Here is a 12,757-nt window from a genome sequence, read left to right as displayed (position 1 = left end):
ATGTTGATAGCGCGTCTGACACGCTCCCGCTGGCTTTGGCTGGCGGGAGCGCTTCTCGTTTTAGGGGGGCTGATTGTCGCCGCCGACCGCCTGTGGCCGCTGCCTCTGAAAGAGGTTAACCCCGCGCGAGTTGTGGTGGACGAGAAGGGCGCGCCGCTCTGGCGTTTTGCCGACAGCGAAGGCATCTGGCGCTACCCGGTGACCATTGAAGAGGTTTCTCCCCGTTATCTTGAGGCTCTGATCCAGTACGAAGATCGCTGGTTCTGGGAGCATCCGGGCGTAAACCCGCTCTCTGTCCTGCGCGCCGCCTGGCAGGATCTCAGTTCCGGAAGAGTGGTTTCGGGAGGAAGCACGCTTACCATGCAGGTGGCACGCCTGCTGGATCCGCATCCGCGCACCTTTGGCGGCAAAATTCGCCAGCTCTGGCGGGCGATGCAGCTGGAATGGCACCTCTCTAAGCGTGACATTCTTACGCTCTATCTCAATCGTGCTCCGTTTGGTGGCACGCTGCAGGGCGTGGGAGCAGCAAGCTGGACCTACCTTGGGAAACCCCCGTCGCAGCTGAGCTACTCCGACGCGGCGTTGTTGGCGGTACTGCCGCAGGCACCCAGCCGTCTGCGCCCGGATCGCTGGCCCGAGCGGGCCGAAGCGGCACGCAACAAAGTGCTCGATCGCATGATGATTCAGGGCGTCTGGTCAGCAAAGCAGGTGAAGGAGTCCCGTGAAGAGCCTGTATGGCTGGCTCCCCGGCAGATGCCGCAACTGGCGCCGCTCTTTGCACGTATGATGCTCGGCAAAAGCCGCGACACAAAAATTGTCACTACGCTGGATGCCGGACTGCAACGGCAGCTGGAAGAGCTGGCGATGAACTGGAAATCCCGCCTGCCGGCACGCAGTTCGCTGGCGATGATCGTGGTCGATCATACCGACATGAAGGTGCGCGGCTGGGTCGGCTCGGTGGATATCAACGATGACACGCGTTTCAGCCATGTGGATATGGTTAACGCGATCCGATCCCCGGGATCGGTATTGAAACCGTTTATCTACGGTATGGCGCTGGATGATGGCCTGATCCATCCCGCCTCGCTGCTTCAGGACGTGCCCAGAAAAACCGGTGATTATCGCCCGGGAAATTTTGACAGCGGGTTCCACGGGCCGGTCAGCATGAGTGAAGCGCTGGTGCGCTCGCTCAACCTGCCAGCCGTCCAGGTGCTGGAAGCCTACGGTCCCAAACGGTTTGCCGGGATGCTGAGTAACGCAGGCCTGCCGCTGATCCTGCCTGCCGGAGCGCAGCCGAATCTGTCGCTGATCCTGGGTGGCGCAGGCGCGAGGCTGGCGGATATCGCCGCCGCGTACAGCGCCTTTGCAAGGCATGGCAAGGCGGGCCGGCTGCGCTTACAGCCGGGCGACCCGCTAACTGAACGCCCGCTGTTATCGCCAGGTTCGGCGTGGATTATTCGCCGTATTCTGGCGAATGAAGCGCAGCCGCTGCCGGACAGTGCGCTGCCGCAAATTGCGCCGTTGGCGTGGAAAACGGGCACCAGCTATGGCTACCGCGATGCCTGGGCCATCGGTCTCAATGCCCGGTATGTAATAGGTATCTGGACAGGGCGACCTGACGGCACGCCGGTAGCGGGGCAGTTTGGTTTTGCCAGCGCGGTTCCGCTATTAAACCAGGTGAATAACCTGCTTCAGTCACGCTCGACAATAGACGAGGCCCGCCTGCCGCGCGATCCGCGCCCGGAAAGCGTTGGGCGGGGCGTGATCTGCTGGCCGGGCGGCCAGTCGCTGCCGGAAGGCAGTGAAAACTGTCGGCGTCGTCTTTCGACCTGGCTGCTGGAAGGGAGTGAACCACCCACGCTGCTGCTGCCGGAACAGGAAGGCATTCGCGGCATTCGTTTCCCGGTCTGGCTGGATAAAACGGGCAAGCGTGTGGCGGCAGATTGCCCTGATGCCACAGAAAAAGTTCTCGACGTCTGGCCGCTGCCGCTGGAGCCGTGGCTGCCCGCAGCGGAAAAAAGGGCTGCGCGTCTTCCTGCGAGATCGACGCTCTGCCCGCCGCTGGATAATAACAATGCAGCACCGCTTATGATTTCGGGTATCAGAGAGGGGGCTGTTATTAAGCGACTCCCTGGTGAAGGGAACGTGACGCTATCTGTTATTACGACTGGAGGAGAAGGTGGGCGCTGGTGGTTTTTAAATGGAGAACCGTTAGAAGGCCGCAATAATACTCATTCATTAAAATTATATTTGCCTGGCGAATATCAATTACTTGTAATGGATGACTCAGGACAAACGGCGACGGTGAATTTTGAATTAGACCGTTAAGTGTTACCCCCGAAGAGTTAGTTTGATAATTATCAATATTCGTTCCTGAAAAAAAACGAGAATGCGTTTTTATTTTAAGGAACGAGCAATGAAGAAAAATAAAAATCAGGGAGAGGGGCTTATTCCCGCGCTATCCCGGCGTCATTTTATTCAGGCAGGGTCGGCGCTCGCCGCCCTTCCTTTTGTAGCGACAACAGGTAAAGCACAGGCACAGAGTACGGCGGCAACACACGCGACGCCTGAAGAAAAAGTGGTGCAAACCTGCAGCACGTTTGACTGCGGCGGTAAATGTGATATTCGCGCTCACGTTAGTGAGGGCGTTGTTACCCGAATTTCAACGCGTCCGGACAATGCGTTAGATCCGCAGATGCCGATAATGCGCGCCTGCGTTCGTGGCCGCGCTTATCGGAAATTTGTTTATCATCCCGATCGGCTTAAATATCCAATGAAACGCGTGGGTAAACGTGGCGAAGGAAAATTCGAGCGTATTACCTGGGATGAAGCCACCACGCTTATTGCGAATCAATTAAAAACGATTACACAAAAATACGGCGCTGCCTCACGCTATGTGCATGTGGGCACTGCGGTATCCGGCGGAACGTTTTCCGGCGATAAAATGGTTCGTCGTCTGCTCAACTTAACCGGCGGCTATCTTGAAAGCTATCACTCGGTCAGTATGGGCAACACGGCGGCAGCCACGCCGTATACCTACGGCACCGCCGCCAGCGGCAGCTCTCTGGACACGCTGCTGGATACCAAACTGGTCATCCTCTGGGGGCATAACCCGACGGAGACGATCTTTGGTCACAGCAACTACTTCTATCAGAAGATGAAGCAAAACGGCACGCGCTTTATCGTTGTCGATCCGCGCTATTCCGATACGGTTTCCTCCCTGGCTGACCAGTGGATCCCGCTGCTTCCCACAACAGACAACGCCCTGATGGACGCCATGATGTACACGATCGTCACGGAGAATCTGCACGATCGCGACTTCATTCAGCGCTATACCCTGGGCTTTGACGAAGCATCCATGCCGGAAGGCGTTCCGGCCAATGAATCCCTGATGGCTTATCTGAGCGGCGCAAAAGATGGCGTGGCGAAAACGCCCGAGTGGGCAGAGAAAATCACCCACGTGCCTGCGCAGACCATTCGTCAGCTGGCGCGCGACTACGCAACCACCAAACCCGCCGCGCTGATTCAGGGCTGGGGACCGCAGCGCCATAACTGCGGCGAGCGCACCGCGCGCGGCTCGACGTTACTGGCAACGCTGACGGGTAACGTTGGGGTGAAGGGCGGCTGGGCGGCAGGCTATGGCGGCTGCGCTAATCGTAAATTTGCTACCGGGCCGGAGATGCCGGATAACCCGGTAAAAGCCAAAATATCGGTGATGAACTGGGTGCAGGCCGCCGATGATGCTTCTAAGGTAACGGCGGAAGACGGCCTGAAGGATGCAGAGAAGCTGGACAGCAATATCCGCATCCTCTTCTCGCTGGCGGGAAATTATCTGGCTAACCAGAACCCGGATCTGCATCAGGCGACGCGCGTGCTGGAAGACGAGTCGAAAATCGAGTTTATCGTCGCAAGTGATCTGTTTATGACGCCGAGCGCCAGATACGCCGATCTTCTCCTGCCGGAAACCAGCTTTATGGAACGCTGGAATATCGGCGAAACCTGGGGCACGGCAAGCTATCTGATCCTGTCGGAAAAGCTGATTGAACCTGAATTCGAACGCCGTTCAGACTACGACTGGCTGCGGGAAGTTGCTGCTAAGCTTGGCGTCGAACCTGCATTCAGCGAGGGCCGTGACGAAAAAGCGTGGATTGAGCACATCTGGGAGCAGACGCGCCTCTCCATGCCAGATGAAAACCTGCCGGACTTCGCGACGTTACAAAAGACGCGCCAGCATCTTTTCAAAAGCGCGCCGTTCGTCGCTTTTGAAGACAATATTCGCGATCCGCAAAATCATCCGTTCCCGACGCCGTCCGGGAAAATTGAGATCTTCTCGAAGCGTCTGTACGACATGCAGCACCCGGAGATTCCGGCGCTGTCGCACTACGTGCCCGCCCACGAAGGGCCGGAGGACGAACTGGCGAAAACCTTCCCGCTGCAGCTGATCACCTGGAAAGGGAAAAACCGTGCTAACTCAACCCAGTACGCCAACCCGTGGCTGATTGAGGCGCAGCAGCAAAAGCTGTGGATCAACCCGCAGGACGCGCAAAAGCGCGGCATTTCCCAGGGGGATACCGTGCGCATTCATAACGCGCGCGGCATATGTGAAATTCCGGCTGAGGTCACGCCGCGCATCATTCCGGGCGTTGTTGCCATGCAGGCAGGCGCCTGGTGGCAGCCGGACGAACAGGGCGTCGATAAAGGCGGCTGCGCGAACGTGCTCAGCTCTGCCCGTATTACCGCGCTTGCGAAAGGGAATTCCCATCAAACCATGCTGGTGGAGGTAGCTAAAGCATGAGTCAGTTTAAACACTACGCGCCGGTGAGCGATAAACAGCTGGGTTTCTATATTGACTCTTCCCGCTGCTCGGGCTGCAAGGCATGCCAGGTGGCGTGCAAAGACAAAAACAACCTTGAGGTCGGACGTCGTTTCCGTCGCGTATACGAAGTCAACGGCGGGAATTTCATCCCAACCGGGCAGGGCGGCGTTAGCAACAACGTTTTTGCCTACACGCTCTCTATTTCCTGTAACCACTGTGCGGACCCGATCTGCACCAAAAACTGTCCGACCACCGCAATGCACAAGCGTCCGGGCGACGGCATCGTGCGCGTTGATACGGACAAGTGCGTTGGCTGCGGCTACTGCGCGTGGTCTTGCCCTTACGGCGCGCCACAGCTCAACGAGCAGACCGGGCAGATGTCCAAATGCGATTTTTGCGTGGATCTGCAGGCGAAGGGCGAGCAGCCCGTCTGCGTGGCAACCTGTCCGCTTGAGGCGATCAAATTTGGGCCTATTGATGAACTTCGGGCGAAATACGGTGCGGTATGCGATGTGAAGGGCTTGCCTGATTCCTCGATTACAAAACCAAACCTGGTGATCAAAGCGCATCAGGGCGCAGAGAAAGAGGGGAAACGTCATGCATGAGTTACCGCTGCTGATTTTTACGCTGTTCCTGCAGGGATCGGTTGGCGTGACGCTCTGGCTGGCGTTCGGAGGGGCGCATACTACACCGCGTAGCGCGCTGCTGCCTGCCGCTGGGGCGTTTGTGCTGGCGAGCCTGGGGCTGCTCGCCTCAGCGCTGCATATGGGCTATCCGCTCAACGCCCTGAACGCGCTACGCCACGTCTCCAGCTCGTGGCTGAGCCGCGAGATTATCTTCGCCAGCCTTTACCTGGCGGCGCTTGGCCTCGCCGTGCTGCTGATGTTTTCCAATAAGCCAGGCTGGAAGCTGCTTTTGGCCGTGGCGGGTCTTGTCGGGCTGGTGGACGTGTTCTGCATGGCACAAATCTACATGCACGCGTCCGTGGTGACCTGGCAGCACATTAACACGCTGGTACTGTTTATCGGCTCGGTGGGTATCATCGGTTCAGCCTGCATGGCAGTTGGGATGCGTTCCCAGACTACCCTGCGTGCGGCGGTTGTCATTATCACGCTGGTGGTGCTTGTGCGTCTGGTGATGCAGCCCGTCTGGCTGGCAGACATCACTGCCATGGACAATACCGTGGTGACGTTCCCTCACGCACCGCTACGGATGCTCGAACAACTGCGCGCGGTACATCTGCTGAGCTGGTGCGTTTCTGTTGCGGGTCTGCTGTGCTTTGCTGCGGGTGGCCTGAAAGCGGCGCGCGGCACGCTGCTGCTGGGCAGCGCCTTGCTGATTGTGGGTGAGCTGATGCTGCGCTTCGTTTTCTTCAGTATTGGCTGATGGGCAGATTGACGTTTGCCCCGGCGATGGACGTGACGCATGCGTGCGTCCGTCGCCGTTTTCGCCACGCTTCCTGCTGCGCCTGCGCGGACGTTTGTCCAGCGCAGGCTTTTTCTTTTACGGAAACCGGCGTCTCGGTTGATGAAAATCGCTGTATTGAATGCGGTGACTGCCTGTTCGTCTGCCCCTCCGGGGCCATTACCGGCATCGCGCCGCGAAAGCGATTTCTGCGTGGAGATACCCTTGTTGGGCCTTTTACTGAACGCGCACCTGGGGTGAATGAGCTGCTGCTGTGGCACGCGCAACGCCAGGTTCGTTTTATCAGTATCGACGCAGAGCAATACCCTGACTGGCTGCTGGCGCTTGCCCGGCTTAATCTTGCGCTTCGTCGCCGTGGTGAAGCGGAGTGGGGGTTTAAGCTCATACCGATCGGCGAGGTGAATATCGCTCGTCGTGCGCTGATGCACGTTCCCCGCGAGGATGTAAAAGCCTGTCGCGTTTCCCCAGGGCCGCGGGAGCTGCGCAGGGCATTCTCGACGTTTAGCGAGTCAGACATCGCACTCGATATTAATAAGTGCGTGCTGTGCGGTGCGTGCTGGCGAAGCTGCCCGGAAAACGCGATTCGGTTTGAGAACGCCGCGCTGGTGGTGGAGACCGGGCGCTGTACCGGTTGCGGTGGCTGTGAAGCAGTATGTCAGCACGAGGCCATAAACGTCGCAGAAACAGATGGACCGGCAAAAAACGTGGCCACTCCCGCATATAAAGCAGTTTGCCTGACGTGCCAGCGCCAGTTCTGGTCATTTACGCCTGATGAAAAGCAGTGCCCGCTCTGTTTACGCCATCAACACGGTATGCGAAATCCGGCCTGTTGCTAATCTTCGTCTCATTTTAAAAAAATGTTATGCAGAACCATAGGCAATGGCGCTATTGCTCTTTATAATCCGCGCCACACCATACTCAGGTATGCAAAACAACAGAACATTTTACAGAGGTTATCAATGGCTATTGAACGTACTTTTTCCATCATCAAACCAAACGCGGTGGCAAAAAACGTTATTGGCAGCATCTTCGCTCGCTTTGAATCAGCAGGGTTTAAGATCGTTGGCACCAAAATGCTGCACCTGACCGTTGAGCAGGCTCGCGGTTTCTACGCTGAGCACGAAGGTCGTCCATTCTTTGACGGCCTGGTGGAGTTCATGACCTCCGGTCCAATCGTGGTCTCCGTGCTGGAAGGCGAAAACGCAGTACAGCGTCACCGCGATCTGCTGGGTGCAACCAACCCGGACAACGCGCTGGCAGGTACCCTGCGCGCTGACTACGCGGACAGCTTCACCGAGAACGGCACCCACGGTTCCGACTCCGTTGAGTCTGCCGCGCGCGAAATCGCGTTCTTCTTCGCTGAAGGCGAAGTGTGCCCGCGCACTCGCTAATAATTTCGTAAATGCCGCGTGCAAACGTGGCATCCCTGCGCCAGACTTTGTACAATGCAACGCCCCGGACGAGCAGACTGCTTACCGGGGCGTTTCTATTCAACCCTCCACGGGCCACAACGTGTAACAACGAGGCCGGAAAAAAATTATGTCTGAACTAGTGAATACCTCCGAAGTCGCCATTCCTGCGGTTCCCAATAAAAATGGAAAAATTAACCTGCTGGACCTGAACCGTCAGCAGATGCGCGAGTTCTTTAAAGATATGGGTGAGAAGCCGTTTCGTGCCGATCAGGTAATGAAATGGATGTACCACTACTGCAGCGACAACTTTGATGAGATGACCGACATCAACAAAGTGCTGCGCAACAAGCTCAAAGAAGTGGCTGAAATCCGCGCGCCGGAAGTGGTGGAAGAGCAGCGCTCGGCAGACGGCACCATCAAATGGGCGATTGCCGTAGGCGATCAGCGCGTTGAAACCGTCTACATCCCGGAAGACGATCGTGCCACGCTGTGCGTCTCTTCTCAGGTGGGCTGTGCGCTGGAGTGCAAATTCTGCTCTACGGCTCAGCAAGGTTTTAACCGTAACCTTCGCGTGTCTGAAATCATCGGTCAGGTCTGGCGCGCCGCGAAAATCGTGGGTGCAGCAAAAGTGACCGGCACGCGTCCGATCACCAACGTGGTAATGATGGGGATGGGCGAACCGCTGCTGAACCTGACCAACGTGGTGCCGGCGATGGAAATCATGCTGGATGACTTCGGTTTTGGCCTGTCCAAGCGCCGCGTGACGCTGTCTACCTCAGGCGTTGTGCCTGCGCTGGATAAGCTCGGCGACATGATTGACGTTGCGCTGGCTATCTCCCTGCACGCGCCAAACGATGAAATTCGTGACGAAATTGTACCGATTAACAAAAAGTACAATATCGAAACCTTCCTCGCTGCCGTGCGTCGCTACCTGGATAAATCCAACGCAAACCAGGGCCGCGTCACCATCGAGTACGTGATGCTGGACCACGTCAACGACGGTACTGAGCACGCTCATCAGCTGGCTGAACTGCTGAAGGATACGCCATGCAAAATCAACCTGATCCCATGGAACCCGTTCCCGGGCGCGCCGTATGGCCGTAGCTCGAACAGCCGTATCGACCGTTTCTCCAAGGTGCTGATGGAGTATGGTTTCACCACCATCGTGCGTAAAACCCGCGGTGATGATATTGATGCTGCATGCGGACAGTTGGCCGGTGACGTCATTGACCGTACCAAACGTACCCTGCGTAAACGCATGCAGGGCGAGACCATTGCGGTTAAAGCTGTTTGATTATTATGCATCACGGCGCATTATCTACGCTGTGATGCATAATCTGACTGAATAATCAGTCAGATTCGTGACGTTTGATTAATAATTACGGTGCGTTTCATATGAGTTTCGGGCAGTATGTAACGACGTAACAACAGTTTAGCCACGCGGGCAGAGCTGCACTGTCATCTACCGGCTGACAGTCTTATACTGTCTGTTCAAGGTTAACTGACCTGAAGTTTCGCGGTGCGGGCGGCATTGTGACTCACCGGCACCTGAACCCTTTTTTTCACGTACCAGTAGTTGTAGCGAATGAATACTGAAGCCACTCACGACCAACATGAAGCACTCTCCACTGGCGTTCGTCTTCGCAACGCCCGTGAACAACTCGGACTCAGCCAGCAAGCTGTTGCAGAACGCTTGTGCCTGAAAGTTTCCACGGTTCGCGATATTGAAGAAGATAAGGCGCCTGCCGATCTGGCTTCAACATTTCTGCGCGGCTATATCCGCTCTTACGCAAAACTGGTGCACATCCCCGAAAACGAATTACTGCCAATGATGGAGAAGCAGGCACCGGTTCGTGCAGCAAAAGTTGCCCCGATGCAAACTTTCTCCCTGGGGAAACGTCGTAAAAAACGTGATGGCTGGCTGATGAGCTTTACCTGGCTGGTGCTGTTTGTTGTTGTCGGCCTGACCGGAGCATGGTGGTGGCAAAACCACAAGGCGCAGCAGGAAGAGATCACCACTATGGCCGATCAATCCTCCGCTGAACTCAATCAGGCGAGCAATGGTGGTGCCCAGAGCGTTCCGCTGAACACCGACGGTGCGGCGGCCTCAAGCGAGCCGCAAACAACGGCTCCGGCAACCGATGCAGCACAGGCTCCGGCCGCAACGGCGAACACCGCTGCGCCTCAGGCTCAGGATCAAAACGCGGTCGTCGCCCCTTCTCAGGCAAATGTCGATACTGCGGCGAACGTCCCTGCAGCGACTCAGCCGGCGAACAACGCCGCGGCGTCCCTGCCGACCGACCCGGCGGCAACCGCCGCGCCAGCCGCCGATCCAAATGCGCTGGTGATGAACTTCACGGCTGACTGTTGGCTGGAAGTGACTGACGCGACAGGTAAAAAACTGTTCAGCGGCCTGCAGCGGAAAGATGGCACGTTAAACCTAACGGGTCAGGCACCTTACAAACTTAAAATCGGCGCTCCGGCAGCGGTACAGATCCAGTATCAAGGAAAACCTGTCGACCTGAGCCGCTTTATCAGAACTAACCAGGTTGCACGTCTTACCGTTAATGCCGAACAATCAGCAGCACAGTAACAGACGGGCAACGCGGGAGATTTTTCATGCATAACCAGGCTCCGATTCAACGTAGAAAATCGAAACGGATTTACGTTGGGAATGTGCCAGTCGGCGATGGGGCACCTATCGCCGTCCAGTCGATGACCAATACGCGCACCACGGATGTGGAAGCAACGGTCAACCAAATCAAAGCATTAGAGCGTGTAGGCGCGGACATTGTTCGCGTCTCAGTGCCCACGATGGATGCCGCTGAGGCGTTCAAGCTGATCAAACAGCAGGTCAGCGTGCCGCTGGTTGCAGATATCCACTTCGACTACCGTATCGCGCTGAAAGTTGCTGAATACGGCGTTGATTGCCTGCGTATTAACCCAGGCAACATCGGCAATGAAGAACGCATTCGCATGGTGGTTGACTGCGCCCGCGACAAAAACATTCCAATCCGTATCGGCGTGAACGCCGGCTCTCTGGAAAAAGATCTGCAGGAAAAATATGGCGAGCCAACGCCGCAGGCGCTGCTTGAATCCGCCATGCGTCACGTCGATCATCTGGATCGTCTTAACTTCGATCAGTTCAAGGTCAGCGTAAAAGCCTCTGACGTTTTCCTGGCCGTTGAATCGTATCGCCTGCTGGCAAAACAGATCGACCAGCCTCTGCATCTCGGGATCACCGAAGCGGGCGGCCTGCGTAGCGGTTCGGTGAAGTCTGCGATCGGCCTGGGCCTGCTGCTCTCCGAAGGGATCGGCGACACCCTGCGCGTCTCTCTGGCGGCGGATCCGGTAGAAGAGATCAAGGTCGGTTTCGATATTCTGAAATCGCTGCGTATCCGCTCGCGTGGGATCAACTTCATTGCCTGCCCAACCTGTTCGCGTCAGGAATTTGACGTGATCGGCACGGTGAATGCCCTGGAGCAGCGTCTGGAAGACATCATCACCCCGATGGACGTCTCCATCATCGGCTGTGTCGTGAACGGTCCGGGTGAAGCGCTGGTCTCAACCCTGGGCGTAACCGGCGGTAACAAGAAAAGTGGTCTCTATGAAGATGGCGTTCGTAAAGATCGTCTGGATAATAGCGACATGATTGACCAGCTTGAAGCCCGCATCCGCGCCAAAGCCGCGATGATGGACGAGACACAGCGCATCAGCGTTCAGCAGGTTGAAAAATAACGTGATGGGAAGCGTGCCGCTTCCCATGTATGATTGAACCCATTCTTTGGGTTTTTTTTGTATATAGAAAGAGAATAAACGTGGCAAAAAACATTCAAGCCATCCGCGGCATGAACGATTACCTGCCTGGCGAAACCGCCATCTGGCAGCGCATTGAAGGCACGCTGAAGCAGGTGCTCGGCAGCTACGGTTACAGCGAAATCCGTTTGCCGATTGTAGAGCAGACCCCGTTATTCAAACGCGCGATCGGTGAAGTAACCGACGTGGTTGAAAAAGAGATGTACACCTTTGAGGACCGCAACGGCGACAGCCTGACCCTGCGTCCGGAAGGTACGGCGGGCTGCGTACGCGCCGGCATCGAACATGGTCTTCTGTACAATCAGGAGCAGCGCCTGTGGTATATCGGCCCGATGTTCCGCCACGAACGTCCGCAGAAAGGTCGTTATCGCCAGTTTAACCAGCTGGGTGTGGAAGTCTTTGGCCTGCAGGGCCCGGACATCGATGCCGAACTGATTATGCTGACCGCTCGCTGGTGGCGCGCCCTCGGTATCTCTGAGCACGTTTCGCTGGAACTGAACTCAATCGGTTCTCTGGAAGCGCGCGCTAACTACCGCGATGCGCTGGTGGCGTTCCTGGAGCAGCATAAAGAGAAGCTGGACGAAGACTGCAAACGTCGCATGTACAGCAACCCGCTGCGCGTGCTGGATTCCAAAAACCCTGATGTTCAGGCGCTGCTGAACGATGCCCCTGCGCTGGGTGACTACCTGGACGACGAGTCTCGCGAACACTTTACCGGCCTGTGCAAGCTGCTCGAAGCGGCGGGCATTGCCTACACAGTGAACCAGCGTCTGGTGCGCGGTCTGGACTACTACAACCGCACCGTATTTGAGTGGGTAACTACCAGCCTCGGTTCTCAGGGCACCGTGTGTGCCGGCGGCCGTTATGACGGTCTGGTTGAGCAACTGGGTGGTCGTGCGGCGCCTGCGGTTGGCTTCGCGATGGGTCTTGAGCGACTTGTTTTGCTGGTTCAGGCAGTTAATCCGGAATTTAAAGCAGATTCCGTTGTCGATATATACCTGGTGGCTTCAGGCGCGGAAACGCAGTCTGCGGCGATGCAGCTTGCCGAACGCGTGCGCGATGCGCTGCCGGGCGTTAAGCTGATGACCAACCATGGCGGCGGCAACTTCAAAAAACAGTTTGCTCGTGCCGATAAGTGGGGCGCAAGTATTGCACTGGTGCTGGGCGAGTCCGAAGTGGCTAACGGCGAAGTGGTAGTAAAAGACCTGCGCTCTGGTGAGCAGACAACGGTAACGCAGGACGGCGTTGCGGCGCACTTGCGCACTCTATTGGGCTAAGGAGAAAGACG

10 protein-coding genes are annotated in these 12,757 nt (G+C 56.8%); all 10 read left to right on the top strand.

Translation table 11 applies throughout. The features are described from left to right. The 10 genes from pbpC (at position 1) to hisS (ending at position 12,746) form a co-directional block, all read left to right on the top strand. Positions 1-2,328, top strand: a complete 2,328-nt coding sequence (gene pbpC / locus ACTJI7_RS10875; protein ID WP_045630989.1) for a peptidoglycan glycosyltransferase PbpC — start codon at positions 1-3, stop codon at positions 2,326-2,328. 88 nt (positions 2,329-2,416) lie between these two features. Continuing rightward, positions 2,417-4,795 carry a DMSO/selenate family reductase complex A subunit gene (locus tag ACTJI7_RS10870; protein ID WP_440670082.1) on the top strand — a complete coding sequence of 793 codons (2,379 nt, stop codon included), beginning with the start codon at positions 2,417-2,419 and terminating at the stop codon, positions 4,793-4,795. Beyond that, positions 4,792-5,421 carry a DMSO/selenate family reductase complex B subunit gene (locus ACTJI7_RS10865; protein WP_003860631.1) on the top strand — a complete coding sequence of 210 codons (630 nt, stop codon included), beginning with the start codon at positions 4,792-4,794 and terminating at the stop codon, positions 5,419-5,421. The genes ACTJI7_RS10870 and ACTJI7_RS10865 overlap by 4 nt, the downstream gene beginning before the upstream one ends. Next, complete coding sequence (locus ACTJI7_RS10860) at positions 5,414-6,202, top strand: dimethyl sulfoxide reductase anchor subunit family protein (protein WP_063155431.1); 789 nt, start codon at positions 5,414-5,416, stop codon at positions 6,200-6,202. The genes ACTJI7_RS10865 and ACTJI7_RS10860 overlap by 8 nt, the downstream gene beginning before the upstream one ends. Beyond that, a complete protein-coding gene (locus ACTJI7_RS10855; protein ID WP_028014063.1) occupies positions 6,202-7,077 on the top strand; it encodes a 4Fe-4S dicluster domain-containing protein in 876 nt (291 codons plus the stop codon). Before ACTJI7_RS10860 ends, ACTJI7_RS10855 begins: the two co-directional genes overlap by 1 nt. Before the next feature lie 123 nt (positions 7,078-7,200). Continuing rightward, positions 7,201-7,632, top strand: coding sequence for a nucleoside-diphosphate kinase (gene ndk, locus ACTJI7_RS10850; RefSeq protein WP_003860625.1), 432 nt, complete (start codon positions 7,201-7,203; stop codon positions 7,630-7,632). A gap of 148 nt (positions 7,633-7,780) precedes the next feature. Then, complete coding sequence (locus tag ACTJI7_RS10845) at positions 7,781-8,947, top strand: bifunctional tRNA (adenosine(37)-C2)-methyltransferase TrmG/ribosomal RNA large subunit methyltransferase RlmN (protein WP_063155432.1); 1,167 nt, start codon at positions 7,781-7,783, stop codon at positions 8,945-8,947. Between the two features lie 291 nt (positions 8,948-9,238). Next, positions 9,239-10,246, top strand: coding sequence for a cytoskeleton protein RodZ (gene rodZ, locus ACTJI7_RS10840; protein ID WP_047368095.1), 1,008 nt, complete (start codon positions 9,239-9,241; stop codon positions 10,244-10,246). Positions 10,247-10,272: 26 nt separating this feature from the next. Further along, the gene (gene ispG / locus ACTJI7_RS10835) at positions 10,273-11,391 is read left to right on the top strand and encodes a flavodoxin-dependent (E)-4-hydroxy-3-methylbut-2-enyl-diphosphate synthase (RefSeq protein WP_025757688.1); all 1,119 of its coding nucleotides are present in this window, start codon (positions 10,273-10,275) and stop codon (positions 11,389-11,391) included. 80 nt (positions 11,392-11,471) lie between these two features. After that, the gene (hisS, locus tag ACTJI7_RS10830) at positions 11,472-12,746 is read left to right on the top strand and encodes a histidine--tRNA ligase (RefSeq protein ID WP_028014060.1); all 1,275 of its coding nucleotides are present in this window, start codon (positions 11,472-11,474) and stop codon (positions 12,744-12,746) included. The last annotated feature ends 11 nt before the right edge of the window (positions 12,747-12,757 follow it).

This window comes from Enterobacter sp. 22499 (assembly GCF_052044815.1).
Classification (GTDB): domain Bacteria; phylum Pseudomonadota; class Gammaproteobacteria; order Enterobacterales; family Enterobacteriaceae; genus Enterobacter; species Enterobacter bugandensis.
Note: the sequence above shows the minus strand (reverse complement) of the source record. Positions and strands in the feature narration are given on the sequence as shown.